This is a genomic window from Nocardia harenae NBRC 108248, assembly GCF_001612885.1.
GTDB classification, from domain to species: domain Bacteria; phylum Actinomycetota; class Actinomycetes; order Mycobacteriales; family Mycobacteriaceae; genus Nocardia; species Nocardia harenae.
Genome location: NZ_BDBH01000015.1, coordinates 39,912 through 65,764 on the forward strand (window position 1 = coordinate 39,912; position 25,853 = coordinate 65,764).

At 71.9% G+C, this 25,853-nt stretch carries 24 protein-coding genes; 18 read left to right on the plus strand and 6 right to left on the minus strand.

Features of this window, described 5'->3' with window-relative positions:
- Positions 1-237 precede the first annotated feature (237 nt).
- The 4 genes from NH2_RS25745 to NH2_RS25760 all read left to right on the plus strand — a co-directional run bounded on the left by NH2_RS25745 (position 238) and on the right by NH2_RS25760 (position 3,541).
- Positions 238-1,095 (plus strand): SCO6745 family protein, encoded by an 858-nt coding sequence (locus NH2_RS25745; RefSeq protein ID WP_067659762.1) that lies wholly within the window; start codon positions 238-240, stop codon positions 1,093-1,095.
- Between the two features lie 61 nt (positions 1,096-1,156).
- Positions 1,157-2,236, plus strand: a complete 1,080-nt coding sequence (locus tag NH2_RS25750) for an alpha/beta fold hydrolase (protein WP_174552877.1) — start codon at positions 1,157-1,159, stop codon at positions 2,234-2,236.
- A gap of 18 nt (positions 2,237-2,254) precedes the next feature.
- On the plus strand, positions 2,255-2,941 hold the full coding sequence (locus NH2_RS25755; RefSeq protein WP_067659767.1) for a ferritin-like fold-containing protein: 687 nt from the start codon (positions 2,255-2,257) through the stop codon (positions 2,939-2,941).
- Positions 2,942-3,313: 372 nt separating this feature from the next.
- Positions 3,314-3,541, plus strand: coding sequence for a DUF3107 domain-containing protein (locus NH2_RS25760; RefSeq protein ID WP_067659770.1), 228 nt, complete (start codon positions 3,314-3,316; stop codon positions 3,539-3,541).
- A 63-nt stretch (positions 3,542-3,604) separates the two neighbouring features.
- Here NH2_RS25760 and fasR read toward each other — a convergent pair whose 3' ends face one another.
- A complete protein-coding gene (fasR, locus tag NH2_RS25765; protein WP_067659772.1) occupies positions 3,605-4,297 on the minus strand; it encodes an HTH-type transcriptional activator FasR in 693 nt (230 codons plus the stop codon).
- A 169-nt stretch (positions 4,298-4,466) separates the two neighbouring features.
- On the opposite strand from fasR, the gene NH2_RS25770 reads away from it, so the two are divergent.
- The 3 genes from NH2_RS25770 to NH2_RS25780 all read left to right on the plus strand — a co-directional run bounded on the left by NH2_RS25770 (position 4,467) and on the right by NH2_RS25780 (position 7,926).
- The gene (locus tag NH2_RS25770) at positions 4,467-5,504 is read left to right on the plus strand and encodes a DUF3152 domain-containing protein (protein WP_245650763.1); all 1,038 of its coding nucleotides are present in this window, start codon (positions 4,467-4,469) and stop codon (positions 5,502-5,504) included.
- Positions 5,505-5,790: 286 nt separating this feature from the next.
- Complete coding sequence (moeZ, locus tag NH2_RS25775) at positions 5,791-6,972, plus strand: adenylyltransferase/sulfurtransferase MoeZ (RefSeq protein ID WP_067659775.1); 1,182 nt, start codon at positions 5,791-5,793, stop codon at positions 6,970-6,972.
- Between the two features lie 102 nt (positions 6,973-7,074).
- Positions 7,075-7,926: a TIGR02569 family protein gene (locus tag NH2_RS25780; RefSeq protein WP_067659778.1), complete on the plus strand. Its 852-nt coding sequence runs from the start codon at positions 7,075-7,077 to the stop codon at positions 7,924-7,926.
- 53 nt (positions 7,927-7,979) lie between these two features.
- Here NH2_RS25780 and NH2_RS25785 read toward each other — a convergent pair whose 3' ends face one another.
- Both NH2_RS25785 and NH2_RS25790 read right to left on the minus strand, forming a co-directional pair.
- Positions 7,980-9,455, minus strand: coding sequence for an MFS transporter (locus NH2_RS25785; RefSeq protein WP_067659780.1), 1,476 nt, complete (start codon positions 9,453-9,455; stop codon positions 7,980-7,982).
- A 132-nt stretch (positions 9,456-9,587) separates the two neighbouring features.
- Positions 9,588-10,259 carry a FadR/GntR family transcriptional regulator gene (locus NH2_RS25790; protein ID WP_067659783.1) on the minus strand — a complete coding sequence of 224 codons (672 nt, stop codon included), beginning with the start codon at positions 10,257-10,259 and terminating at the stop codon, positions 9,588-9,590.
- Positions 10,260-10,324: 65 nt separating this feature from the next.
- On the opposite strand from NH2_RS25790, the gene NH2_RS25795 reads away from it, so the two are divergent.
- From NH2_RS25795 to NH2_RS25830, 8 genes are all read left to right on the plus strand, one after another.
- Positions 10,325-11,578 carry an MFS transporter gene (locus tag NH2_RS25795; RefSeq protein WP_439951787.1) on the plus strand — a complete coding sequence of 418 codons (1,254 nt, stop codon included), beginning with the start codon at positions 10,325-10,327 and terminating at the stop codon, positions 11,576-11,578.
- 244 nt (positions 11,579-11,822) lie between these two features.
- Positions 11,823-13,256, plus strand: a complete 1,434-nt coding sequence (locus NH2_RS25800) for a nitrate/nitrite transporter (RefSeq protein ID WP_084505893.1) — start codon at positions 11,823-11,825, stop codon at positions 13,254-13,256.
- Between the two features lie 29 nt (positions 13,257-13,285).
- On the plus strand, positions 13,286-15,817 hold the full coding sequence (nirB, locus tag NH2_RS25805) for a nitrite reductase large subunit NirB (protein ID WP_067659787.1): 2,532 nt from the start codon (positions 13,286-13,288) through the stop codon (positions 15,815-15,817).
- A 66-nt stretch (positions 15,818-15,883) separates the two neighbouring features.
- Entirely contained in the window at positions 15,884-16,279 is a 396-nt protein-coding gene (gene nirD / locus NH2_RS25810) for a nitrite reductase small subunit NirD (protein ID WP_067659790.1), read from the plus strand.
- Positions 16,280-16,289: 10 nt separating this feature from the next.
- Positions 16,290-17,549, plus strand: a complete 1,260-nt coding sequence (locus NH2_RS25815; protein ID WP_067659793.1) for a uroporphyrinogen-III synthase — start codon at positions 16,290-16,292, stop codon at positions 17,547-17,549.
- Positions 17,546-18,247, plus strand: coding sequence for a sirohydrochlorin chelatase (locus NH2_RS25820; protein ID WP_067660140.1), 702 nt, complete (start codon positions 17,546-17,548; stop codon positions 18,245-18,247). Before NH2_RS25815 ends, NH2_RS25820 begins: the two co-directional genes overlap by 4 nt.
- Positions 18,248-18,309: 62 nt before the next feature.
- The gene (locus NH2_RS25825; protein ID WP_084505894.1) at positions 18,310-19,254 is read left to right on the plus strand and encodes an alpha/beta hydrolase; all 945 of its coding nucleotides are present in this window, start codon (positions 18,310-18,312) and stop codon (positions 19,252-19,254) included.
- Positions 19,255-19,336: 82 nt separating this feature from the next.
- The gene (locus NH2_RS25830; protein ID WP_067659795.1) at positions 19,337-19,792 is read left to right on the plus strand and encodes a VOC family protein; all 456 of its coding nucleotides are present in this window, start codon (positions 19,337-19,339) and stop codon (positions 19,790-19,792) included.
- Here the strand turns inward: NH2_RS25830 and NH2_RS25835 are convergent, their stop codons facing one another.
- Positions 19,793-20,407 carry a TetR/AcrR family transcriptional regulator gene (locus tag NH2_RS25835; protein ID WP_067659797.1) on the minus strand — a complete coding sequence of 205 codons (615 nt, stop codon included), beginning with the start codon at positions 20,405-20,407 and terminating at the stop codon, positions 19,793-19,795. It lies immediately after the preceding gene.
- Positions 20,408-20,529: 122 nt separating this feature from the next.
- Here NH2_RS25835 and NH2_RS25840 point away from each other — a divergent pair, with 122 nt between their 5' ends.
- From NH2_RS25840 to NH2_RS25850, 3 genes are all read left to right on the plus strand, one after another.
- On the plus strand, positions 20,530-21,567 hold the full coding sequence (locus NH2_RS25840) for an NAD(P)-dependent alcohol dehydrogenase (protein ID WP_067660146.1): 1,038 nt from the start codon (positions 20,530-20,532) through the stop codon (positions 21,565-21,567).
- 78 nt (positions 21,568-21,645) lie between these two features.
- Positions 21,646-23,280: a steroid-24-oyl-CoA synthetase gene (gene casG / locus NH2_RS25845; protein ID WP_067659799.1), complete on the plus strand. Its 1,635-nt coding sequence runs from the start codon at positions 21,646-21,648 to the stop codon at positions 23,278-23,280.
- A 9-nt stretch (positions 23,281-23,289) separates the two neighbouring features.
- A complete protein-coding gene (locus NH2_RS25850) occupies positions 23,290-25,029 on the plus strand; it encodes an N-acyl-D-amino-acid deacylase family protein (RefSeq protein ID WP_067659801.1) in 1,740 nt (579 codons plus the stop codon).
- Positions 25,030-25,032: 3 nt separating this feature from the next.
- On the opposite strand, the gene NH2_RS28435 is transcribed toward NH2_RS25850, so the two are convergent.
- Together NH2_RS28435 and NH2_RS29080 are read right to left on the minus strand one after the other, a co-directional pair.
- The gene (locus NH2_RS28435) at positions 25,033-25,614 is read right to left on the minus strand and encodes a Fic/DOC family protein (protein WP_084505895.1); all 582 of its coding nucleotides are present in this window, start codon (positions 25,612-25,614) and stop codon (positions 25,033-25,035) included.
- Between the two features lies 1 nt (position 25,615).
- A complete protein-coding gene (locus NH2_RS29080) occupies positions 25,616-25,804 on the minus strand; it encodes an antitoxin VbhA family protein (protein ID WP_157103978.1) in 189 nt (62 codons plus the stop codon).
- Positions 25,805-25,853: the final 49 nt, after the last annotated feature.

A 25,853-nucleotide genomic window follows, 5' to 3' on the forward strand; every position in this document is an offset into this window, starting at 1 on the left:
GGCCTGCTCGGGGAATCGTCGGCGCGGCGCGGCGGTGCCGCGGATTCGGTGCGCGCACATTTCCCGGCAACGGAGTCCCGAGTTCGGGCTGCGTTTCGCCGAGTTGTCGCCCCGGCAAACTTCCGTTGTCCGCAATGATTGTAGCGTGCTATTGTTCCGCGCCCGGAAAGGCGGGTTCGCGCAATTGCGATCGCCCGGTGGCTTGTCCTCGGTGAACGCCCACGTACGCTGCGGCTCATGGCAATTCATCCGGCCCGGCGAATCTGGACGACGCTCGAACCGCTGCACGATGTGGTGTATTTCGGGTCCGGGGTCAAGGAGGCCGGTACCGCGGTGGGGCTGCGCGGTTACTGGCAGACCTACTTCGCCTTCCGGGCCGCGCCGCTCGGCGCCGTCGCGCCCGCCGCGGTGCTCGCCACCTTCGCCGGATTCCATCCGGAGATGGTCGCGCGGGCGCTGCCGGACGCCTGGGCCCGCGCGACCCCGGAGACCTGCCTGACCGCCCGCTCGGAGATCGCCACCGCGCTGCTCCGCGGCGCGGGCGCCGGTGCCGCCGAGTGCGCCCGCGCGGTCGAGCTGCTCGCGCCGGTGCAGCGCGCCGCCGACCCCACCGGCCGGCCGCTCTTCGCCGCCAACGCGGCGCTGCCGCTGCCCGCCGACCCGGTGGCCGCGCTCTGGCAGCTGGCCACCGCGCTGCGCGAGCACCGCGGCGACGGCCACGTGGCCGCGCTGGTCGGGGCGGGCGTCACCGGGCGGCAGGCGCTGGTGCTGCAGACGGCGGCGGGCAAGACGCCGGTCTCGGTGATCCGGCCCGCGCGCGGGGTCTCCGAGTGGGAGTGGGCGGACGCCGTCGACGAGCTGCGCGCCGCCGGGCTGGTCTCCGGCGAGCCGGACGGCCCGACGCTCACCGGCAGCGGCGCCGCGCTGCTGCAGCGGGTCGAGCGGGTCACCGACGAGGCGGCCTGGAACGGCGCGCTGGCCGCGCTGCCGAGCGATGCCGCCACCGAGCTCACCACCTCGCTGGCGCCGCTGGTCGACGCGGTGCAGCGCGGTATCGTCCCGGCGGTGAGCCCGGTCGGATTGCGGCGCGAGTGATCCTCGGCACGAAACACAACTACCTGGTACCGGCGGTACCGTGATGTGCGACAGTGATCCGGTGAGCATCGTCGCCGCTGTTACCCGCGCCGCCCGCAACGCGCTGGCCCTGACCCCGCTCGGCTCCGGCGTCGGGGTGCCCGAGCCGATCCCCTCCGACGTGCTGCACGCCGAGCCACACCTGACGCTGCGCCGCTACCACCACGCCGCCCCGGCGAATGCCCCCGCGGTGCTGCTGGTGCCGCCGCTCGCCGCCCCGGCGAGCTGTTTCGACCTGCGGCCCGGGCAGAGCGTGGTCGAGTTCCTCGGCGGCTCCGGCCGGGCGCCGTACCTGGTCGACTACGGGCCGGTGGGGTACGCGGACCGGCGGATGGGGCTGGCGGACTGGATCGACCGCATCCTGCCCGAGGCGGTGCTGCGCACCTCGGCGGAGCGCGGCGGCGAGCCGGTGGACCTGGTCTGCTGGTCGCTCGGCGGCACGCTCGCGCTGCTCACCGCGGCCGCGCACCCGGAGCTGCCGATCCGCTCGGTCACCGCGGTCGGCTCGCCGCTGGACTACAGCCGGATGCTCGGCGTGCCGCAGCTCCGGCTGCTGGCCGCGCCGACCGGCGGGCAGCTCACCTCGGCGGCGATCAGGGCCGCGGGCGGGGTGCCCGCCCCGCTGACCCGGCTCTCCTACCGCCTCTCCGCCTGGGACCGCGAGCTGATGCGGCCGTTCTTCATCGCGGGCAACCTGGCGAACACCGACGCGCTGGCGAGGATGCAGACCATCGATCGGTTCCTCGCCGATATGGCCGGGTACCCCGGCCGCTTCATGGACCAGGTCTGGCGGCGCTTCGTGCTCGCCGGTGACCTGGAGTCCGGCGTCCTCCGGCTCGGCGCGCGCCGGATCGCGCTGGCCGATGTCACCGCGGCGGTGTTACTGATCGGCGGCCCGCGCGACGCCATCACCGCGGCGGGCGCCGTGCGGGGCGGGCTGCGCACCCTCACCGGCGCCCGCTCGGTGCGGTACGAGACCGCCCCCGGCAGCCATCTCGGCATTCTGACCGGCCCGGATGCCGCGGCTACCACCTGGTCGTACCTGGACGCGTTCCTCACCGAGCAGGTCGAGGTGCCGGGCGGGGCGGTGCCGGTCGGGTAGCGGGCTAGGCTGGTGCACATGGGAGTCGAGTCGCCTGCCGACGTGTCCTCGTCCGAGCCGGCCGTTGCCGCCGAGCATCCCGGGGTGAACGATCTCTTCGCGGTGCTCGCCTACGGTGAGATCTCCGCCTTCTACCGGCTCGCCGAGGAGGCCGCGCTCTCCCCGACGCTCTCCGGCAAGGTGCTCGCGGCCAAGATGGCGGCGGCCGAGATGGGGCACTTCCGCACGCTGGAGGTGGCGCTCGCCGAGCGCGGCGTCGACATCTACGCGGCGATGGCCCCCTTCATCCGCGCCCTCGACGATTACCACGCCTCCACCGACCCGTCGACCTGGCTGGAGTCGATGGTCAAGTTCTACGTCGGCGACGGGATCGCCGCCGACTTCTACACCGAGATCGCGGGCGCGCTGCCGACCGAGGTCGGCGCCGTGGTGCGTGACGTGCTCGCCGAGACCGGGCACTCCCAGTTCGTGGTGGACGAGGTGCGGAACGCGGTGCGGGAGAACCGCTCCGAGCGCGATCGGCTCACGCTCTGGGGGCGCAGGCTGCTCGGCGAGGCGATCACCCAGGCGCAGTACGTGATGGCGCAGCGGGACGAGCTCACCGAGCTCGTGCTCAGCGCCACCGGCGATCTCAACGGCATGGCGAAGCTCATCGAGCGCATGCAGGCCGGGCACGCGGCCCGCATGGAGGCACTCGGCCTCTGAGCCGGGCCGGCGCCGGGGAGCAGTCGCGCCCGGCGGACGGTGAGCCCGCGGCCGAGCACGAAGGCCGGGGTCGGGTCGAGCGCCCGGATGATCGCCTCGATGCCCTCCGGCACCATCCGCACCGGCGCGGCGCCGCCGGGGCAGCGCTCCTCGCGGGCTCCTCCGCCACCGCAAGCATCGACCGCACCGCGCTCGGCGTCGGCGCGCCCGCGCCGGGATTCCTGAGCAGCGCGGTCACGATCGAGCTGGAGATCCAGCTGGTGGAGCCGGCCTGAACCGTTCGCTGACAGCGGAGCAGCCGTGTGCCGCCCCGGTTACCTGCTCGACTAGCCTGGGACCGACAGCACAGGACTCTAGGTTCGGAGGTTGGCCGTGGAGGTCAAGATCGGTATTTCGGATAGCCCGCGGGAGCTCGTGATCGCCAGCTCGCAGACCCCGGCCGAGGTCGAGTCCCTGGTCAGCGGCGCGCTCGCCGGCGAGAACGGGGTACTGGCGCTCACCGACGAGAAGGGCCGCAAGTACCTGATCCAGTCCGGCAAGGTCGCCTACGTCGAGATCGGCACCTCCGCCGCGGGCCGGGTCGGCTTCGCCGCGGTCTGAACCGCTCGCCCACGACGAGGGCCCCGCACCGTCGATCGGTGCGGGGCCCTCGTCATCGCCGGATCAGGGCCGCTCGAGCGGGTGCTGCAGCGGGATGTGCGAGAGCCCGCCCCAGGCCAGCGCGACGGTGGTGTCCACCGCCTCCTCCTTGGGGATCGGGCGATCCGCCTCCAGCCAGTACCGCGCGGTGAACTGGCTGGCGCCGACCAGTCCGACCGCGAGGATGCGGGCTCGGTACGGGTCCAGCCCCGAGTCGTGCGCCACCACGTCGAAGACGGCGTCCACGCAGGCCTCGGTGGCCTGCTCGACCCGGCGCTGCACCTGCGGCTCGCTGGTGAGGTCGGACTCGAAGACCAGCCGGAAGCCCTGCTGCTCGTTGTCGACGAAGTCGTAGTACGCCTGCACCGCCGCGCGCACGCGCTGCCGGTTGTCGGTGGTCGAGCGCAGCGCCTGGCGCACGCTGGAGACCAGCATGTCGACGTAGTTCTGCAGCACGGCGACGTACAGCTCGAGCTTGCTGGTGAAGTGCTGATACAGCACCGGCTTGCTCACTCCCGCGCACTGCGAGATCTCGTCCATCCCGGAGGCGTGGTAGCCGCGGAGCACGAAGACCTCACTCGCGGCCTGGAGTAGCTGCAGCCTGCGCTCATCGCGCGGCAGCCTGGTGCCACGTTTGGTCGCTGTCGCGCCGCGGTTACCCGCGGGCTGGGGATCGGGCGACGAGTTTCGCGCCATCCGATCCACGAGGTCAGTCATGTCGGCTCTCCCAGTCGGCGCCCCGGCAAGAGTTGGGGTTTGCACCGGGTATCCCAAGCACGATACCAACTGTCGGCCGCCGCCCGTGCCCGCCCGTGATTGCCGGCCCAACGCCGCTGCGGCATGCGGCGATTCGAGGCAGACTGGCCGCTGTGAGAGTCTGTCTTCCGTGACCGACCGACCGGAACCACCGTCCGGCGCCGAGCTCGACCGCCTTCCCGTCGCGGCCGGAGGGGCCCCGCCGGTGCGCTACAGCCCGCCGGATCGCTCCCGCCAGCCGCTCGCCGCGAGCTGGAATCCGACCGAGCACGGCCCGGTCGCGGACGAGCCGGAACAGCGCGACGGCCCCGTCCGGCGATTCCTCTCCACCTACGGCTGGCGCGCCTACGTACTGCCGGTGCTGCTCGTGGTGTCGGTGCTGGTCGGGGTGGAGGCGGTGCGCGGCGGCGGGCCGCCCCCGGTGGTGGCGGCGAGCGGCGTGCCCGGCTTCGGCACGCTGAGCCCGCGCGCGGACGACGTCGGCATCATCGGCGCGCCGCCGGGCGACGGGAAGTTCCCGGCCGACCTGCCCACCGGCGCGCTGCCGGGGGGCGGGCCGTTCACCGAGGTCGGCGCGGGCACGTGGCGGGTGGTGCCGGGCGGCACCGAGCAGGTCGGGCACGGCACGCAGTATGTCTTCACGTACACCGTCGAGGTCGAGGACGGAGTGGACACCGCGGCCTACGGCGGCGACGCCGCGGTCGCCACGATGGTCGACTCCACGCTCGCCAACCCCAAGAGCTGGGGCCATGATTCGCGCTTCGGCTTCCGCCGGGTGGACCGGGGCGACCCGGACTTCCGGGTGGCGCTGAGCTCGCGGGCGAGCACCAGGAAGGCCTGCGGCTTCGACATCCCCATCGACTCGTCCTGCTACAACGCCGACTCCGAGCAAGTGGTGCTCTCCGAGGCGCGCTGGGTGCGCGGCGCCCCCGCCTTCGAGGGCGATATCGGCTCCTACCGGCAGTACCTGGTGAACCACGAGATCGGCCACGCCATCGGCTACCACCAGCACCAGCCGTGCGAGACCGACGGCGGGCTGGCGCCGGTGATGATGCAGCAGACCTTCGGCACCGACAACAACGCCATCGCCACGCTGGACCCGAGCGGGGTGGTTCCCATGGACGGGAAGCGCTGCCGCTTCAACGCATGGCCCTACCCACGTGGGTGAGCGCGGCTGCCCGGCCGGTGCGGTGCGGTGGCGGCGCAGACAGCAGCCCTACCCACGTGGGTGAGCGCGGCTGCCCGGCCGGTGCGGTGCGGTGGCGGCGCAGACAGCAGCCCTACCCACGTGGGTGAGGCGCGGCTGCCCGGCCGGTGCGGTGGCGGCGCAGACGGCGGCCCTACCCCGGGAGTGAGCGTGCTCGCCCGGTGCGCGACGATGGCCGGGAAGAACCGGCCGGTCACCGGCGTTGCACGGAGAAATTCACCGGCCATCGACGCGAGGAGCCCTTGACGTGTCATCACCGAAGCCGCTGCCGCCCCTTGTCGAACCGGCCGCCGAGCTCACCAGGGACGAGGTGGCCCGCTACAGCCGCCACCTGATCATCCCGGACCTGGGCGTGGACGGGCAGAAGCGGCTGAAGAACGCCAGGGTGCTCGTCATCGGCGCGGGCGGGCTCGGCTCCCCGGCCCTGCTCTACCTGGCCGCGGCCGGCGTCGGCACGCTCGGCATCGTGGAGTTCGACGAGGTGGACGCCTCCAACCTGCAGCGCCAGATCATCCACGGCGAGTCCGATATCGGGCGGCCGAAGGCGGAGAGCGCGCGCGACTCCATCCTGGAGATCAACTCCGGGATCGACGTCCGGCTGCACACCATCCGGCTGGAGCCGGAGAACGCCGTCGAGCTCTTCCGCGAGTACGACCTGATCGTCGACGGCACCGACAACTTCGCCACCCGCTACCTGGTGAACGACGCCGCGGTGCTGGCGGGCAAGCCGTACGTCTGGGGCTCGATCTACCGCTTCGAGGGCCAGGTCTCGGTCTTCTGGGAGGACGCCCCCGACGGCCGCGGCATCAACTACCGCGACCTCTACCCGGAGGCCCCGCCGCCGGGCATGGTCCCCTCCTGCGCCGAGGGCGGCGTGCTCGGCGTGCTCTGCGCCTCCATCGGCTCGGTCATGGTCACCGAGGCGATCAAGCTGCTCACCGGCATCGGCGAGCCGCTGCTCGGCCGGCTCATGGTCTACGACGCACTGGACATGAACTACCGCACCATCAAGCTGCGCCGCGACCCGGAGCGGCAGCCGATCACCGAACTGATCGACTACGACGCCTTCTGCGGCGTCGTCTCCGAGGAGGGGCAGGCGGCCGCCGCGGGCTCCACCATCACCGCGCGCGAGCTGGAGGCGCTGCTGGCGGAGAACAAGGTCGAGCTGATCGACGTGCGCGAGCCGGTGGAGTGGGACATCGTGCACATCGACGGCGCCACGCTCATCCCCAAGGACCGGATCCTCTCCGGCGAGGCGCTGGCCGAGCTGCCGCAGAACCGCCCGATCGTGCTGCACTGCAAGACCGGGATCCGCTCGGCGGAGGCGCTGGCCGCGCTCAAGCAGGCGGGCTTCGCCGACGCCACGCACCTGCAGGGCGGCGTGATCGCCTGGGCGAACCAGGTGGACAAGAGCCTGCCCGTCTACTGACCGGAGCCGCTCCGCACGGCGGATGCTACGGATGTGCTACAGCGGTTTTCCGCTGCGGCGCGGCATCCGTCGGGGCTCCGGCACCGGGGTTACGGTACGGCCGTGACCTCCGTGGAACCTCCCGATCACGTGCGTGCCACCTTCGGTCTCCAGTCGGTGACTCCGGTGTCGCTGGGGGACTGGGACGGCGGCTGGTTGTTCGACGATGTGGTGCTCAGCCCGGTGGCCGACCACGCCCGCGCCGCCTGGTCGGCGCGGGTGCGCGAGACGCTGGCGGTGGACGGGGTGCGGCTGGCCCGCCCGGTGCGCGCCACCGACGGCCGCTACGTGGTCTCCGGCTGGCGTGCCGACTACTACCTGGACGGCGTCCCCGAACCGCGGCACGACGAGGTGGTCTCGGTCTCGCTGCGGCTGCACGAGGCCACCGCCGCGCTGGAGCGGCCGCGCTTCCTGGTGCAGCCGCCGGTCGCGCCGTGGCTGGACGTCGACGTCTTCGTCGCCGCCGACCGCGCGGCCTGGGAGGCCATCCCGCTGCGCAGCCTGCGCGGCGCGGGTGCGCCCCCGCCCACCTCGCCGGACGGCGTGCACAGCATGGAGCTGCTCGGCCAGCTGGCCACGCTGCGCCGCCCGGTGCGCACCCCCGCGCAACTGGTGCACGGCGACCTCTTCGGCACCGTGCTCTTCAACGGCCTCAGCGCCCCCGGCCTCACCGACATCACCCCGTACTGGCGCCCCGCCGCCTGGGCCGCCGGGGTGATCGTGGTGGACGCGCTCTCCTGGGGCGGTGCCGACGACGGCCTGCTCGACCGCTGGGGCGAGCTGCCCGAGTGGCCGCAGATGCTGCTGCGGGCCGTGATCTTCCGGCTCGCGGTGCACGCACTGCACCCGCGCTCCAGCGCGGCGGCGTTCCCCGGGCTCGCCCGCACCGCCGATATGGTCCGGCTCCTGGTCTGAGCACGCGAACGGCGCGCCGGGGGCCCCGGCGCGCCGTTCGCGTCTGCGCGGACTCAGACCTTGGCGTAGGCGAGGGAGGGCGCGCGGCTCACCGCGAACGAGGAGCGCAGGTAGAACCACCAGGTCACCCCGGCCATCACCAGGAAGGCGGCTGCGTAGGCCCAGAAGGCGGGCGCCATGGTGCCGAAGTTGATGTTCGACAGCCGCAGCGCCTGCTGCAGCAGGTACCCACCGGAGGCGCCGACCGCGCCGATGACGCCGATCGCCGCGCCCGCCTGGCGCCGAGCCGATGCCGCCGCCTCCACGGCGTCCATGCCGTTCGCCTCCGCCCGCCGGGTGGCCTCGGCGCTGAAGATGGAGGGGATCATCCGGTAGGTGGAGCCGTTGCCGATCCCGGTGAGCACGAAGAGCAGCAGGAACGAGATCAGGTAGAGCGGGAAGCTCTTCAGCTCCAGCGCCGCCATGATGAGCCCCACCGCGACCGCCATGCCGCCGAACACGGCGACGGTCATCCGCGCCCCGCCCACCTTGTCCGAGATCCAGCCGCCGAACGGCCTGCTGAACGAGCCGACCAGTGCGCCGAGGAAGGCCAGGTTGCCCAGCGTGGTGATCCAGCCGATCTTCGCCAGGTCCGGGAAGTTGGCCTTGATCAGGGTCGGGAAGGCGAAGGAGAAGCCGATGAAGGAGCCGAAGGTGCCGATGTAGAGGAACGACATCACCCAGGTGTGCCGGTTGGTGAGTGCCAGTTTGTACGAGCGGCCGTCCGACCTCGCGGTGGTGATGCTGTCCATGTAGCGCAGCGCGCCGAAGGTCGCCACCAGGATGAACGGCACCCAGATCAGCACCGAGAGCGTGATGCCGAAGCGGTACCCGGCCGGGTCCTTCGCGGTCAGGTGGGTGCCGAGGGTGATCAGCAGCGGCAGCACCAGCTGGGTCTGCGCGACGCCGAGATTGCCGCCCGCGGCGTTGATTCCGAGCGCCGCGCCCTTCTTGCCCTCGGGGAAGAAGAACGAGATGTTCGCCATCGACGAGGAGAAGTTGCCGCCGCCGACCCCGGCCAGCGCGGCCAGCACCATGAACACCCACATGGGGGTGCCGGGCTGGTTGACGAAGAAGGCGAGCCCGAGCGTCGGGATCAGCAGCATGGCCGCGCTGAACGCCGTGAACGCCCGCCCGCCGAAGCGCGGGATGGCGAAGGTGTACGGGATCCGCAGCGCCGCGCCGACCAGGGTCGGGGTGGAGGTGAGCAGCAGCGCGTTGCTCACCGCGACGGGGTTGCCCTGGCCGAGCCCGGCCAGGAAGGGGAAGCCCGCGGCGCCCATGCTGGTCACCACGGTGCCCCAGATCACCCAGACGCTGAAGCCGAGGTTCTCCGCGAACACCGAGAACGCGAGGTTCTTCCTGGCCGTGCGCTTGCCGCCGGACTCCCAGAACCGGGGATTGTCCGGCTCCCAGCGCTCCAGCCAGCGGCCGCGCTTCTCGTGGGTGAACGGTTCTGTCTGCGTACCGGATTCAGCCACCGCTGTCATCGGATTCCTTCCCTCGACGCCTCGGTCGAGACCAAGGTAGGAAACCGTTGTTGCGTCCCCGTGGCCCCCGGTGACGTGGGCGGCAATTCCCGCTCACATCGCCGAAGGCCGGATGGTGACCCTTCGGTTACCTCAGTGGTCCGGGTACTCGGCGATGAGCGAGCCGAGGAAGCACTGCGCGGCCCGCTCGGCGCGCTGCTGGTCGCCGTCGATCACCGCCTGCACCAGGTCGGTGTGCTCCTCCTGGTAGGCGGCGGGCTGCTTGACCGCCCGCGCGGCGATCACCCGCTCGATGGTCGGCAGCAGCGAATCGTAGAACTCCAGGTACACGGCATTGTGGCTGGCGACCACGATGGCGCGGTGCAGTTCGACGTCGGCGGCGACCGAGTCGGCGTCGTAGTGGTCCCAGTTCTGCTCGTTGCGCACCGCGAGCAGGCGCAGCAGGTTCTCGATGTCGGCGTCGTCGCGGCGGCGCGCGGCCAGCCCGGCGGCGGTGGTGTCGAGCGCCTTGCGCAGCTCCAGGACGTCGCGCTCCTCGGCATCGGCGAAGTACTTGCCGAGCGTGCCGCCGACCTCGGAGGCGGCGATGACGTAGGTGCCCGAGCCCTGCCTGCGCTCCAGCATGCCGGCGTGCACCAGCGCCTGCACCGCCTCGCGCACGGTATTGCGGCCGGTGCCGGTGAGCTCGGTGAGCTCGGGTTCGGTGGGGATGCGCGAGCCGATGGCCCAACGGCCGGAGCGTATTTCGGCTCGCAGCTGTTCGGTCACCTGGGCGATGAGGCTGGTGCGCCGGACGGGTTGCACCGCAACAGGGTACCGCTGCTCACACCGGGTTGCCCGATATCATCGGGTCATCCTATGATTTCCAGGTGACTGCCACCCTCGACCCCTCGACGACCGAATCCACGTCGACGCAGCCCGCGGCGCGTCGGCGCGCGTTGCTGGAGGGTCGCCTGCTGGTATTCGCCGCCATTGTGATGTCCGCCTTCACCCTCCGCGTCGCGGTCACGGCGTTCAGCCCACTGGCCGAGCGGATCGGCGCCGACATCGGCTACGGCACCGCGGTGGTCGGGGTCTTCGGCATGATCCCCACCGCGGCCTTCGCGCTCTCCGGCGTGCTGGCGCCGCTGCTGGTGCGGCCGCTCGGGCTGGAGCGCACCGCGCTGGTGGCCATGCTGGCCGCGGGCGCGGGGATGCTGATCCGCGCCACCGTCTCCGGCACCGGCGCGCTGCTGGTCTTCTCCGCGCTCGCGCTCGCCGGGATGGGGATCGGCAATGTGGTGATCCCGCCGCTGGTCAAGCGGTACTTCCCGGACCGGGTGCCGGTGCTCAGCGCGCTCTACATCACCATGGTGCAGCTCGGCACGGTGCTGCCCGCGCTGGTGGCGGTGCCGCTGGCGGAGGCGCAGGGCTGGCGGATCTCGATCGGGGTCTGGGCGCTGGTCGGCTTCGCGGCGGCGGTGCCGTGGTTCGCGGTGCTGCGCGCCCGGCGCGGCCGGGACCGGGCGGATGGCACCGCGCTGCCCGAGTCGGGCGCCGCGCGCGGCCGGGTCTGGCGCTCGCCGGTGGCCTGGGGCATGGCCGTCATGTTCGGCATGACCTCGCTCTCCACCTACGCCATCTTCGCCTGGCTGCCCGCCGTGCTGGCCGACGCCGGCGCCGACGCCGCCTTCGGCGGCACCATGGTGGCGCTCTTCTCCCTGCTCGGGCTGGTCGCGGCGCTCGGCTCGCCGGTGGTGGTGGCCCGCTTCGCGAACCCGTTCCCCATTGTCTTCGGCTGCGCGGTCTGCTTCTGGGTGGCCTTCGCCGGGCTGCTCTTCGCGCCGATGGCGGCCCCGGTGCTGTGGGTGGTGATCCTCGGCCTCGGCCCGAGCACCTTCCCGATGGCGCTCACCCTGATCAACCTGCGCACCCGCACTCAGGCGGGCTCGGCCGCGCTCTCCGGCTTCGCGCAGGGCGTCGGGTACGCGGTGGCCTGCGTCGGCCCGCTGCTCTTCGGCGTGCTGCACACCGCGACCGGGGGCTGGGCGGCCTCCTTCGGGCTGCTGGCGGTGGTGGCCGTGGTCATGCTGCTCGGCGCGTGGCAGGCCTGCAAGCCGCGAATGCTCGAGGACAGCTGGTGATCCGGTTGCGCCCGGAGCGCGCCCGGTTCATGCTGTAGGTCACACCTCACCGTCGGCAGCCTGCGGTTTCGGCTCTTCGTGACGCGACGAGAACGCTTGCGTCACATGCCTGAAACAAAGCTCCGGGTCTCACCCGCGGTGATCACGGCAGGTGAGCAACCGTTGATCCGGCGGTCATTTCGCGCAGCATTCCGGCAATACCCGTTACCTACCGTTGGGCCATCCGCAAGACAGGGAGGCCTCGTTGAGCACGTCGACGCGCAAGCACACCATCTCCGAGTGGGATGCCGAGGACGTCGCGGCCTGGGAAGCAGGCGGCAAGGACATCGCACGGCGCAATCTGATCTGGTCGGTCTTCGCCGAGCATGTCGGGTTCTCGGTGTGGTCCATCTGGTCGGTGATGGTGCTCTTCATGCCGGCCGAGCAGTTCGGGATCGACCCGGCCGGGAAGTTCTTCCTGGTCGCGGTGCCGACGCTGGTCGGCGCGATCCTGCGCATCCCCTACACCGTCGCCACCGCCCGCTTCGGCGGCCGCAACTGGACGGTCTTCAGCGCCCTCATGCTGCTGATCCCCACGCTGCTCACGCTGTACTTCGTGAACCAGCCCGGCACCTCGTACACCACGTTCCTGGTGGTCGCGGCCTTCGCCGGGCTCGGCGGCGGTAACTTCGCCTCCTCCATGACCAATATCAACGCCTTCTACCCGCAGCGGCTCAAGGGCTGGGCGCTCGGGCTGAACGCCGGTGGCGGCAATATCGGCGTCCCGGTGATCCAGCTGGTCGGGCTGGCCGTGATCGCGACGCTCGGCAACGAGTACGCCTCGGTGATCTGCGCGGTCTACCTGGTGCTGATCGCGGTGGCCGGGCTCGGCGCCGCGCTCTACATGGACAACCTGGCGAATCAGAAGGCCGACCTCGGCTACATGCTCACCGCGCTCAAGGTGCGCCGCTCCTGGGCCGTCGCGTTCCTCTACATCGGCACCTTCGGCTCCTTCATCGGCTACGGCTTCGCCTTCGGCCAGGTGCTGCAGCTGAGCTTCAAGGCCGGTGGCGACACCGCCGCCCAGGCCACGCTGCACGCCGCATCGATCGCCTTCCTCGGCCCGCTGCTCGGCTCGCTGGCCAGGCCCTACGGCGGCAAGCTGGCCGACCGGATCGGCGGCGGCCGGGTGACCGCGGTGGTGTTCGTGCTGATGACCGCGGCGGCGCTGCTGGTCGCCGGGGCGAGCACCGCCGGTGACAGCAACGGCGGCGTCCCGACCGGCGGCACCATGACGCTGCTGGTCGTCGGCTTCATCACGCTCTTCGTGCTCTCCGGGCTCGGCAACGGCTCGGTCACCAAGCTCATCCCGTCGGTCTTCGAGGAGGAGTCCCGCGGGCTGGGGCTGCCCGAAGCCGAGCGGGCCGCGTGGTCGCAGAACACCTCCGGCGCGCTCATCGGCTTCGTCGGCGCCATCGGCGCGCTCGGCGGGGTCGGGATCAACCTGGTGCTGCGCTCCTCCTACGCCTCCACCGCCTCGGCCACCACCGCCTTCTGGGTCTTCACCGGCTTCTACGTCGCGTGTGTCGCGCTCACCTGGCTGGTGTTCGTCCGCCGTCCCGACGCGGCCACCGACATCGTCGTCGAGGCGGAGGCGCTGGTCCTCGAAGCCGAGGCCGACGCCGTCCGCGCCCGCTGACCCGCATCGACTCCCCGAAGGAAATCCCCATGACATCCACAGCAATTCGTACCGCCGTGGTCGTCGGTCACGGCATGGTCGGCCACCGCTTCGTCGAGGCTCTGCGCGCCAGGGACACCGAGGGCACCTGGCGGGTGATCGTGCTCAGCGAGGAGGCGCTGCCCGCCTACGACCGGGTCGGGCTCTCCTCCTACATCGGCAGCTGGGAGACCGCCGCGCTGGCGCTGCCCGGCAACGAGTACGCCGGGGACGACCTGGTGGAGCTGCGGCTCGGCCAGGGCGCCGCCACCGTCGACAGGGCCGCGCGCACCGTCACCACCACGACCGGCGAGGTGCTCGGCTACGACGCGCTGGTGCTCGCCACCGGCTCCTACCCCTTCGTGCCGCCGGTGCCCGGCCACGACCACGCCGAGTGCTTCGTCTACCGCACCCTGGACGACCTGGACGGCATCAGGGCCGCCGCCGAGGCCGCGGGGCCGGGCGCGCACGGCGTCGTGGTCGGCGGCGGGCTGCTCGGGCTGGAGGCGGCGAACGCGCTGCGCATGCTCGGGATGACCCCGCACGTCGTCGAGTACAACCAGCGGCTGATGCCCGCGCAGGTCGACGAGGGCGGCGGCGCGGTGCTGGAGCGGCTGGTCAGCGATCTCGGGCTGCACGTGCACACCGGCGTCGGCACCGCGTCCATCGAGGCCACCGGCGCCACCCCCGCGGACAAGCTCAAGATCACGCTGAGCGACGGGAGCGTGATCGAGGCCGGGCTGCTGGTCTTCTCGGCCGGTGTCCGCCCGCGCGACCAGATCGCCCGCGACGCCGGGCTGGAGGTGGGGCCGCGCGGCGGCATCGTCACCGACCTCGGGCTGCAGACCTCGGACCCGAACATCTGGGCCATCGGCGAGTGCGCCGCGGTCGAGGGTGTGTGCTACGGCCTGGTCGCCCCCGGCTACAGCACCGCCGAGATCGTGGCCGACCGGCTGCTCGGCGGCGCGGGCGAGTTCCCCGGCGCGGATATGTCCACCAAGCTCAAGCTGCTCGGCGTCGACGTCGCGAGCTTCGGCGACGCGCACGGCACCACCGAGGGCGCGCTGTCGGTGGTGCTGCACGACGCCGCCAAGGGCACCTACGCCAAGCTGGTCGTCTCCGACGACGCGCAGACCCTGCTCGGCGGCATCCTGGTCGGCGACGCCTCGCAGTACGCGGCGCTGCGCCCGCTGGTCGGGCGGCCGCTGCCCGCCGAGCCTGCCGCGCTCATCTCCCCGGCGGGCGCCGAGCTCGGCGCCGACGCGCTGCCGGACGACGCGCAGATCTGCTCCTGCAACAACATCTCGAAGGGCGCCATCTGCGGCGCCATCGCCGACGGCGCCTGCGACATCCCGGCCATCAAGAGCTGCACCTCGGCGGGCACCTCGTGCGGCGGCTGCGTCCCCATGCTGAAGAAGCTGCTGGAGCAGTCGGGCGTCGAGATGTCCAAGGCGCTCTGCGAGCACTTCGAGCACTCCAGGGCCGAGCTCTTCCAGATCGTGCAGGCCACCGGCATCCGCACCTTCTCCGGGCTGATCGCCAAGCACGGGAAGGGCTCCGGCTGCGATATCTGCAAGCCGACGGTCGCCTCCATCCTGGCCTCCACCTCCAGCGATCACATCCTGGACGGCGAGCAGGCCGCGCTGCAGGACACCAACGACCACTTCCTGGCCAACCTGCAGAAGAACGGCACCTACTCGGTGGTGCCGCGGATGCCGGGCGGCGAGGTCACCGCCGAGCAGCTCATCACCATCGGCCAGGTGGCGAAGGAATTCGACCTGTACGTCAAGGTCACCGGCGGGCAGCGGATCGACCTCTTCGGCGCCCGCGTGGAGCAGCTGCCGCTGATCTGGCAGCGACTGGTGGACGCGGGCATGGAGTCCGGGCACGCCTACGGCAAGTCGCTGCGCACCGTGAAGAGCTGCGTCGGCTCCACCTGGTGCCGGTACGGACAGCAGGACTCGGTCGGCATGGCGGTGCTGCTGGAGAAGCGCTACCGCGGGCTGCGCTCGCCGCACAAGCTCAAGCTCGCCGTCTCCGGCTGCGCGCGGGAGTGCGCCGAGGCGCGCGGCAAGGACGTCGGGGTGATCGCCACCGAGAACGGCTGGAACCTCTACGTCGGCGGCAACGGCGGGCTCACCCCCAAGCACGCGGTGCTGCTCGCGGGCGACCTCGACGACGCCACCCTGATCAGCTACATCGACCGCTACCTGATGTTCTACATCCGCACCGCGGACCGGCTGCAGCGCACCGCGCCGTGGCAGGAATCACTCGAGGGCGGCATCGACTACGTACGCTCGGTGGTCTGCGAGGACAGCCTCGGCATCGCCGCCGAGCTGGAGCAGGCGATGGCGCAGCACGTGGACGGCTACCGCGACGAATGGGCCGCGGTGCTGGATGATCCGGAGAAGCTCTCCCGGTTCGTCTCCTTCGTGAACGCGCCGGAGGAGTCCGACCCGACCATCTCCTTCGACGACAGCGGCGAGCGCAAGGTGCCGGTTCTGCTCGGCATGCCCGCGGTGACCGCTACCGCCGGGAAATGACCGTTTAACCGCCAGGAAACAGGACGCCGGTACCAAGTAGGTAGGGCTTCGGCGAGGAGAAGAGTGATGACCGTTATCGACACCCCCGGCTACGCGCCGGCAACGACGACCGGGTGGACACAGGCCTGCCGCCTCGATTACCTGACCCCGGGCCGCGGCGTCGCGGTCCTGCTGCGCGGCGGCCGTCAGGCGGCGCTGTTCCTGCTCCCCGGCGGTGTGCTCTACGCCGTCGGCAATATCGACCCGTTCGGTCGCGCCGCGGTGATGTCGCGCGGGATCGTCGGTGATCGCGGCGGCGTGCCGGTGGTGGCGTCGCCGCTGCTCAAGCAGGCCTTCTCCCTCGTGGACGGCCGCTGCCTCGATGACGATTCGGCAGCGCTGCCGGTGTACGCGGTGCGGGTCGAGGACGGGCTGGTGTCGATTTCGAACAAGCCGGTCGGTGATACCGCCTCGGACGGATGAGGCCACGCCCATGACGACGCCCGACCAGAGCGCCGCGCTAGCCGGCTTCACCATCGGCATCACCGCGGCGCGGCGCGCCGAGGAATTCGCCACCCTGCTCGTCCGGCGCGGGGCGGGCATCGTCTCCGCGCCCGCCATCCGGATCATCCCGCTCGCCGACGACACCGAACTCGAGCGCGTCACCAGGCAGCTCATGGCCGAGCCGCCGCAGCTCGTTGTCGCCACCACCGGCATCGGCTTCCGCGGCTGGATGGAGGCGGCCGAGGGCTGGGCGCTGGCCGAGGAGCTGCGCGCCACCTTCTCCGGGGTGCGCATGCTGGCCCGCGGCCCCAAGGCCAAGGGCGCCATCCGCGCCGCCGAGCTGCGCGAGGAGTGGTCGCCCGCCTCGGAATCCTCCGCCGAGGTGCTCGACCACCTGCTCGCCGAGGGCGTGGAGGGGGTGCGGATCGCGGTGCAGCTGCACGGCGCCACCACCGAGTGGGAGCCGGTCCCCGACTTCTGCGAGGTGCTGCGCTGCGCGGGCGCCGACGTGGTTCCGGTGCCGGTGTACCGCTGGGTGCCGCCGGACGACCACGGCCCGATGGACGCCCTGATCGAGTCCATCGTCACCGGCAGCATCGACTGCGTCACCTTCACCAGCGCACCGGCCGTCGCCTCGATGCTCATGCGCGCCAAGGCGACCGGGCTGCTGGACGGGCTGCTCTACGCGCTGCGCGGCCGGGTGCTCGCCGCCTGCGTGGGGCCGATCACCGCGGCCCCGCTGGAGGAGCTCGGGGTGCCGACCACCCAGCCCGCGAGGGCCAGGCTCGGCGCGCTGGCCAGGCACGTCGCCGAGGAGCTGCCGCGCCGCGCGAACCGGATCTACGCCGCCGGGCACCACATCAGCGTGCGCGGGGCCTGCGTGGTCGTGGACGGCGAGGTGCGCCAGCTGGCACCGGCGCCGATGGCGCTCATGCGCTCGCTGGCCAGGCAGCCGGGGCGGGTGGTGTCCAGGGAGGACCTGCTGGCCGCGCTGCCCGGCGGCGGCGACGACACGCACGCGGTGGAGACCGCCATCGCCCGGCTGCGCGCCGGGCTCGGCACGCCGAAGGCGATCCAGACCGTGGTCAAGCGCGGCTACCGGCTCGCGCTGGACGCCGCCGAGTGCATCGACAACAATCCGCCGCCGCCAGTGGTGACGCCGGGTGGCGGCGCGGGCACGGTCACCCCGTTCCGCGGCGGCAGGCAGCTGCCCGGGCGGCGCGCGGTGACCGCGACGGGGTCGTGGTGAGCGCCCCCGCGCTGGTGCTGGTCGCGCACGGGACGCGGAGCACGAGGGGTGTGCAGATGATCGCGGCGCTGGCCGAGGCGGTCGCCGCCGAGGCGGGGGCGCCGCGGGTGCGCACCGCCTTCGTCGACGTGCTCGGGCCATCGCCCGCCGAGGTGCTGCGGGATCTGGATTCCGAGGCGGCGGTGCTGGTCCCGGCCTTCCTGGCCTCGGGGTACCACGTCTATCAGGACGTGCCGCGCGAGGTGGCGGAGAGCGGGCACCGCGCCGTCACGGTGACGCCCGCCATGGGGCCGGATGCCGCGCTGGCCCGGGTCATGGTGCTGCGGCTGCGCGCGGCCGGGTGGCGGCGCGGGGACGCGGTGGTGCTGGCCGCGGCGGGGTCGTCGGATGCCAGGGCGCGCGGTGATGTGCGGCGGGCGGCCGGGCTGCTCGCCGAGCAGCTGCGGGTTCCGGTGCGGATCGCCTATGTCGCCACCGGTACGCCCCGGGTGCCCGAGGTCGTTGCCGAGCTGCGTGCCGCGGGCGCGGAGCGCGTCGTGGTCGCCTCGTACCTGCTGGCGCACGGGCTGTTCCACCAGCGGTTGCACGAGGCCGGGGCGGATGCGGTCGCCGAGCCCATCGGCGTGCACCCCGCGGTCGTCCGGCTGATCCTCGCGCGCTACCGCGCGGGGGTGAGGGAACTGGCGGAGGTTCGCTGACCGGCGGGACACGCTCGCCGGTGCTCCGGGCGCGGCCGTGCCGGGAGGAGCAGACTACAGGCATGATCCGCCGGACCCTGCTCGTCCTGCTCACGGCCATCGCCGGGGTGCTGCTCCCGCAGGCAACCGCCGCCGCCGACCCCGGCCCGGCGCGCATCCTGGATGTGCGCCCGCTCGGCGGCAGGCAGCTGGAGGTGGTGGTGCACTCCGCCGCCATGGACCGCCCGATCACGCTCTGGGTCTCGAACGCGGGCGCGGGCGCCCCGGTGCTCTACCTGCTGAACGCGGTGGACGGCGGCGAGGACGGCGGCCCGTGGACCACCCGCACCGACGTCGCGGAGTTCTACGCGGAGCAGCCGATCACCGTCGTCGTCCCGATGGGCGGCCGCGCCTCGTACTACACCGACTGGCAGGCCGACGACCCGGTCCTCGGCCGCAACCGCTGGTCCACCTTCCTCGGCGCCGAACTCCCGCCGCTGCTCCAGCAGCGTTTCGGCAGCACGGACCGGATGGCGGTGGCCGGCGTCTCCATGTCGGCCACCTCGGCGCTGAACCTCGCCATCGAGCACCCAGGCCGCTTCCGTGCCGTCGGTGCCTTCAGCGGCTGCCCGCGCACCAGCGACCCGGGCGCCCGCGCCATGGTCTACGCCCAGCTCGGCGTCTTCGGCGCCAACGCCACGAACATGTGGGGCGGCCCCGCCGACCCGGCCTGGCCCGCGCACGATCCAACGGTCAATGCCGACCGGCTGCGCGGCATCGCGCTCTACGTCTCCGCGGGCAACGGCCTGCCCGGCCCGCACGACTCGCTCGCCAACCCGGATCGCGCGCTGGTCGGCGGCATCATGGAGACGGTGATCGGCGGCTGCACCGGCCCGTTCCTGGCTCGGCTCGCCGCGCTCGGCATTCCCGCCGCCACCGACCTGCGCACCGGCACCCACGCCTGGCCCTACTGGCAGGACGACCTGCGCAACTCCTGGCCGGTCATCGCCGCCGCGGTCGGCGCCTGACAATTTCCTCCGGCGATGTGTCGAGAACCGGAATCCGGCTCCGACCGCAGGGTGACAGCAGTTCACCGATCGAGGAGTCACCATGACCGTCACCACCTTCCTCTGGCTCGAGTCCGGCGCCGACGAGGCCGCCGCGCTCTACACCGCCGCCGTGCCGAACTCCCGGATCACCGGAAGCACCCCCGGCCCGGACGGCCGCGCCTTCATCGTCACGCTCGACCTCGACGGCCACGCCGTCACCCTGATGAACGGCGGCCCCGGCCACCCGCTCTCCGACGCCGCCTCGCTGCAACTCACCGTCGACGGCCAGGACGAGATCGACCGGCTCTGGGCCGCGCTCACCGCGGACGGCGGCACGCCTGGCCCGTGCGGCTGGCTCACCGACCGCTTCGGGCTCTCCTGGCAGGTCGTCCCGGCCGAGCTGCCCGAGCTCATGGGCTCGCCGGAGCCCGCCCGCGCGGGCGCCGTCGCCACCGCGCTGCGCGGCATGTCCAAGATCGATATCGCCGCCCTGCGCGCGGCGCACGATCAGGGCTGATCAGGGCGTTTGCAGCGCCGGGAACCAGATGTCGGCGAGCACCGCGGCCGCCCGGTCCGCGGTGACGTCGATGGTGCCGAGCAGCGCCCAGCGGGTGAAGAAGCGCTCCAGCTGCGCCACCAGCATCTCCACCCGCAGCCTGGCCTCGTCGCGGCGCTCGGCGGGCCAGCGCGCCAGGTAGGCGGTCATGGATTCCGGGAGCGCGGCGAATCCGGCGCGCATGAGGTCGCGGAACTCCGGCTCGAGCGCGGTGGCCTCGTCCCAGGCCGAGAGCAGGTCGCGGTGCTGCTCGAACCAGTCGATGGCGCGGCGCATCCAGTCCTCGAACTCGGCGCGCGAGCCGGTCTCCAGCACCCGGTCCAGGTCCTCGCAGAAGGCGAGCGCGCTCGGCAGCGCGGTGCGCTCGCCGAGCTCCCGCAGCACCGCCATCTTGCCGGTGAAGTGCAGGTAGAAGGTGGCGCGGCTGCACCCGACGGCGGCCGCGACATCGTCCACCCGCACGGCGCCGTAGCCGCGCTGCACGAAGAGCGTGTTCGCCGCCTCCAGGATGCGCTCCCTGGTACGCAGCTTCTGCTCGTCGCGCAGCGTGCGCCGCGGCTCGGTGTGGGCGGGCATCGCCCGATCATAGACATTCCGTCGTTCACTGGACCCGGTGTCCAGCGACTGCTAGCGTCCTGTGTGCCAGGTCACGTCGGGCCCGGCGCGAACAGGAGCATGTGGTGGTCGATACCCCGACGATGCGAGCGCTGCAGCTCACCGGCCCCGGAACACTCGAGCTGCGCGAGGTGCCGATCCCGGAGCCCGGCCCCACCGAGCTGCTGGTCCGGGTGGGCGCGGTCGGCATCTGCCACTCCGACCTGTATGTGCTGGAGCTCGAGTTCCCGCTGCCGGATCCGCTCACCATGGGCCACGAGGTCGCGGGCACGGTGGTCGCCGTCGGCAGCGCCGTCGACGGGATCGCCGACGGGGAGCGCGGGCTGATCTACCTGTGCTGGTCCTGCGGGGTGTGCCGAGAGTGCGTGAGCGGCAACGAGAACGTGTGCCGGGCGGCCGGGCGCACCGCCATGCCGCCCTGCCCCGGGCTCGGCCCCGATGGCGGGATGGCCGAGTACATCAAGGTCCCGGCCGGCTCCTTCGTGCCGATCGGCGACCTGGATTTCGCCGCCGCCGCGCCGCTCGCCGATGCCGCGCTCACCTCGTACCACGCCATCCGCGGCGCCCGCGAGCAGCTGTACCCGGGCGCCACCGCGGTGACCATCGGGATCGGCGGCCTCGGGCACGTCGCGGTGCAGATCCTGAAGACCGTCGACGCGGTGCGGGTGATCGCGGTCGACGTCGGCCCGGACAAGCTGGCGCTGGCCGCCGAGTGCGGCGCCGACGTCGGGCTGATCGGCGGCCCCGAGACCGCCGCCGAGATCCTCGCGCTGACCGGCGGTCGCGGCGCCGAGGCCGTCTTCGACTTCGTCGGCACCGATGCCACCGCCGCGCTCGCGGTGCGTGCGGTGGCGCCGAACGGCGCGTACCGCATGGTCGGGCTCGGCGGCGGTGCGCCGGAGCTGACCGCGGGGCCGTCCGGTGGGCCGGGCTGGCCGTGGGGCGCCTCGGTGCGGAAGTCGTACGGCGGCACCAAATCCGACCTCATCGACTCGGTCGCGCTGGCGCGGGCGGGGCGGCTGCGGGTGGCGGTGGAGCGGTTCGCGCTCGCCGACGGCCGCACGGCCTTCGACCGGCTGGCCCGCGGCGAGATCCGCGGCCGCGCGGTGCTGGTCCCCTGAGCGGGTGGGTGTCCCGATGACCATGACGGCAGATCCGCGCCGCGCGGTACTGGTTCCCTGAGGCAGGAGAGTGTCCCGATGACGATGGCGGCAGATCCGCGGCAGCTCGCCGCGCAGGTGGCGGCGAAACTCGCCGGGCCGGGCGGCCCGTTCGCGCTCACCGTGGAGCCGGTGCTCGGCACCGAGCTCCCGGTGTTCGTGAACCGCCGCCGCTCGCTCGGCACCGCGCTCACCGACTCCCGGGTCTGGGGCGACCGCGACTACCTGGTCACCGCCGAGCGGCGCTGGACCTACACCGAGCACGCCGACGCCGCGGGCGCGCTGGCCGCCGGGCTGGCCGCGCGGTACGGCGTCGGCACGGGCGACCGGATCGCCGTCCTCGCCGCCAACTCCCCCGAGTGGGTCATCGCCTTCTGGGCCGCGCAGAGCCTCGGCGCCGTCGCCGTCGGGTACAACGCCTGGTGGGCGCCGCGCGAGATCGACTACGCGCTCGGCCACTCCAGGCCGACGGTGGTGATCGCCGACGCCGCGCGGGCCGCGCGGATCACGAACACCGATATCCCGGTGCTCACCGTCGAGCACGACCTCCCCGCGCTGCTCGCCGAGTTCGCGGGCGCCGCCCCCGAGACGCCGGTGGCCGAGGACGACCCGGCCGTCATCCTCTACACCAGCGGCACCAGCGGCAGGCCGAAGGGCGTGGTGCACACGCATCGCAACCTGCTCGCCGTCACCGAGTACCACCGCTTCACCGAGGCCATGGCCGACACCTTCGCCGGGCTCGCCTTCGACCCCGAGCGGCCGAGCGCCAAGCGCTGGCTGCTCAGCTCGCCGCTCTTCCACATCGCCAGCCTGCACAATCTGGTGGTGCCGCGGATCGCCACCGGCGCGGCGGTGATCTTCCCGGACGCCAAGTTCGACGCCGACCGGGTGCTGCGGCTGATCGAGCGCGAGCGGGTCACGCACTGGGGCGCGGTCCCGACCATGGCCATCCGGCTGCTGGAGCAGGACCTCGCCGAGTACGACCTGAGCTCGCTCAGCGCCTTCTCGCTGAACACCGCGCCCTCCTCGCCCGCATTGCACCGGAGGCTGCGGGAGGCACTGCCGGTGCAGCTCGCCACCAGCTACGGCCTCACCGAGGCGGGCACCGCCGCCACCCTGGCAACCCCGCCGGAGCTGGCTGCCTTCCCGGAGACCGTCGGCAGCCCGATCATCGGGGTGAGCGTCGCCATCCGCGACCCCGAGGGCAATGACCTGCCCGCGGGCGCCGAGGGCGAGATCTGCGTGCGCAGCCCGTACGTCATGCGCGAGTACTGGAACGATCCGGCCGCCACCGCCGCCGCGCTGGACGGCGAGCGCTGGCTGCGCACCGGCGACTTCGGCGCGCTGCGCGACGGCAGGCTCTACCTCGCCGGGCGGCGCAGCGATCTGATCCTGCGCGGCGGCGAGAACGTGTACCCGACCGAGATCGAGAACGTGCTCGACGAGCACCTCGCGGTCGCCGAGTCGGCGGTCTTCGGCGTCGCCGATCCGGATCTCGGCCAGGCCGTAGCGGCGCTGGTGGTCACCACCGCGCCCGTCACGGAGGCGGAACTGCGCGAATTCGCCGCGGCCCGGCTCGCCTACTTCAAGGTGCCCGCGCACTGGCGGCTGACCCCGGAGGCGTTGCCGCGCAATGCGACCGGCAAGGTCGTCCGGCGCGAACTATCGCTGTAGACAGGAGACATCGTGTACGACACCATCGTCAAGGGCGGCCGCTGGTTCGACGGCACCGGCGCGCCATCGGCCGTGCGGCACCTCGGCATCGTGGACGGCCGGGTCGCCACCATCTCCACCGTCCCGCTGGACGAGACCGGCTGCCCCCGCGTGATCGAGGCCGAGGGCCGCTGGGTGCTGCCCGGCATGGTCGACGTGCACACCCACTACGACATCGAGGTGCTGCAACAGCCGGGGCTCGCCGAATCGGTGCGGCACGGCGTCACCACCGTGCTGCTCGGCTCCTGCTCGCTCTCCACCGTGCACGTGGACGCCACCACCGCCGCCGACCTCTTCGCCCGCGTCGAGGCGATCCCGCGCAAACACGTGGTGGAGGGGGTTCGCACGCACCAGGTGTGGCGGGACGCGGCCGAGTACGCCGCCTACCTGGACGCGCTGCCGCTCGGCCCGAATATCGCCGCCTTCATCGGCCACTCCGACATCAGGGCGGATGTGCTCGGCCTCGACCGCGCCACCGACCGCTCGTTCCGCCCCGGCGCCGCCGAACTCGGCGAGATGGAGCGCAGGCTGACCGCCGCGCTGGAGGCCGGTTTCGTCGGAATGTCCTCGCAGCAGCTCGAATTCGACAAGCTGGACGGCGAGACCTGCCGCTCCCGCACCCTGCCCTCCACCTACGCCCGCAGCCGCGAACGGCACCAGCTGAACTCCGTGCTGCGCCGCTACGGCCGCGCCCTGCAGGGCGGGCCGGACGTAGCCCGCCCGCACAGCCTGGTCACCATGGCCGCGAGCACCGTCGGCCTCTTCCGCAAGCCTTTGCCGGTCAGCCTGCTCGCCGCCGCGGACCTGAAGGCCATCCCGTTCATCATCCGCGTCTTCCCGCTGCTCGCCCGGCTCTTCAACGGGCTGAGCGGCAACCTCCGCTTCCAGCACCTTCCCGTGCCCTTCGAGGTCTATGCCGACGGCATCGACCTGGTGATCTTCGAGGAGTTCGGCTCCGGCGCGGCCGCGCTGCACCTCGCCGACCGCATCGAGGAGCAGCGCTCGCTCCTGCAGGACGAGGAGTACCGCCGCCGCTTCCGCGCCGACTACGACAGCAAGTTCGGCCCCCGCGTCTGGCACCGCGACTTCTTCGACGCCGAGATCGTGGACTGCCCCGATGACTCGGTGATCGGTAAGACCTTCGGTCAGGTCGGAGTCGACCGCGGCGGCCTGCACCCCGTCGACGCCTACCTCGACCTGGTCGTCGAACACGGCCGCAAACTGCGCTGGCGCACGACCATCTCCAATCACCGCGAGGACGTCCTGAACCGGATCGCCGTCGACCCCGGCGTCCAGCTCGGCTTCTCCGACGCCGGGGCGCACCTACGCAATATGGCCTTCTACAACTTCGGCCTCCGCTTCCTGCGCCGCGTACACCGGGCCGAGCGGCCGTTCATGACCATCGAGCACGCCGTGCACCGACTCACCGGCGAACTCGCCGACTGGTACGGGCTCGACGCCGGTCATCTGCGCCTCGGCGACCGCGCGGACCTCGTCGTCCTCGACCCTGAGGGGTTGGATTCGTCGCTGGACGACTACGCCGAGGCCGCCATCCCCGCGTACGACGGGCTCTCGCGCATGGTCAATCGCAATGACCGGGCGATCACCGCTGTCCTGGTCAACGGTGAGTTCGTTTTCGGTGAAGGTGTCGCCGCCGAGCGTCTCGGCACCGTTCGCACCGGGCGGTTTTTGCGCGCGGAGAGCCGCTGACTACTATTCCTGTCGTTGCAATATTGATTGCAATACCTCGGCAAGCCGGGCGTGGGTGACGAAAGCTTGGTGACGCGCCGCTTTGAATGACTGGTAATCGAGCAAGTCGAAGTTCATCACCCAGCCGTAGCTCACTGCTAGCTGCTCGAAGAAGGCACGCTGAGTGCGGGTATTCCCCTCGCGAAACGCGTGGATGACATTCACCTCACCCCAGTGGAAGGCAAGTCGGTCAGCGAAAACACCGAGGCTCGCGGTTCGAAGGTCTTCATCGCGTGCCAAGCGTCCGTGGACGAAGCGGCTCTGTTCCTGAATATTGGCTGGTGGACAAAAAGGCATGCCCTTGGAGGTCTGCACTGTCCTCGGCCTACCGGCCCAATCGTAGAAATCTTGGAAGAGATGCCTATGAATCGCACATAGATGATCGAAATCGAAATCGCCGTCGATCGGCTTGACAGCGAGTTCAGTGGCACGGAACGAAGACAGTTCGAGTTCCAGACCGGCTGCTTCTTCAGGGCTCCGCTCATCGAGCAGATTCCGCAGTACGTTCGTTCCCGGATAGACGTATGGATCCCCTACCGGCGTCAGATCAGGATGCCTTCAGGCGACGCTTACGATGCTTGGCAATGGTTGCCGCGACGGCTTCATCGGCCGTGATCCTACCCGCCGCGATATCCCGCATGCGCTTGACGGTACGGGGTGGCGTCTCGTGGCCGGCCATGCGATTGCCAGCGATGACCGCCTTCACACGCCGCTCGACGTCGGGGGTGTCGCTCACGTCAACTCCTGCTTCGCTCGTCGGGCTGCTGCACCCCATTCTATACGTC

What these genes read in the sequence shown, in the direction of transcription:
- nirB (WP_067659787.1), top strand. Translation starts at nt 13,286, where the DNA reads ATGACATCCACAGCAATTCGTACCGCCGTGGTCGTCGGTCACGGCATG.
- NH2_RS25745 (WP_067659762.1), top strand. Translation starts at nt 238, where the DNA reads ATGGCAATTCATCCGGCCCGGCGAATCTGGACGACGCTCGAACCGCTG.
- nirD (WP_067659790.1), top strand. Translation starts at nt 15,884, where the DNA reads ATGACCGTTATCGACACCCCCGGCTACGCGCCGGCAACGACGACCGGG.
- NH2_RS25835 (WP_067659797.1), bottom strand. Translation starts at nt 20,407, where the DNA reads ATGCCCGCCCACACCGAGCCGCGGCGCACGCTGCGCGACGAGCAGAAG.
- NH2_RS25815 (WP_067659793.1), top strand. Translation starts at nt 16,290, where the DNA reads ATGACGACGCCCGACCAGAGCGCCGCGCTAGCCGGCTTCACCATCGGC.
- NH2_RS25830 (WP_067659795.1), top strand. Translation starts at nt 19,337, where the DNA reads ATGACCGTCACCACCTTCCTCTGGCTCGAGTCCGGCGCCGACGAGGCC.
- fasR (WP_067659772.1), bottom strand. Translation starts at nt 4,297, where the DNA reads ATGACTGACCTCGTGGATCGGATGGCGCGAAACTCGTCGCCCGATCCC.
- NH2_RS25785 (WP_067659780.1), bottom strand. Translation starts at nt 9,455, where the DNA reads ATGACAGCGGTGGCTGAATCCGGTACGCAGACAGAACCGTTCACCCAC.
- NH2_RS25840 (WP_067660146.1), top strand. Translation starts at nt 20,530, where the DNA reads ATGCGAGCGCTGCAGCTCACCGGCCCCGGAACACTCGAGCTGCGCGAG.
- NH2_RS25755 (WP_067659767.1), top strand. Translation starts at nt 2,255, where the DNA reads ATGGGAGTCGAGTCGCCTGCCGACGTGTCCTCGTCCGAGCCGGCCGTT.
- casG (WP_067659799.1), top strand. Translation starts at nt 21,646, where the DNA reads ATGACGATGGCGGCAGATCCGCGGCAGCTCGCCGCGCAGGTGGCGGCG.
- NH2_RS25825 (WP_084505894.1), top strand. Translation starts at nt 18,310, where the DNA reads ATGATCCGCCGGACCCTGCTCGTCCTGCTCACGGCCATCGCCGGGGTG.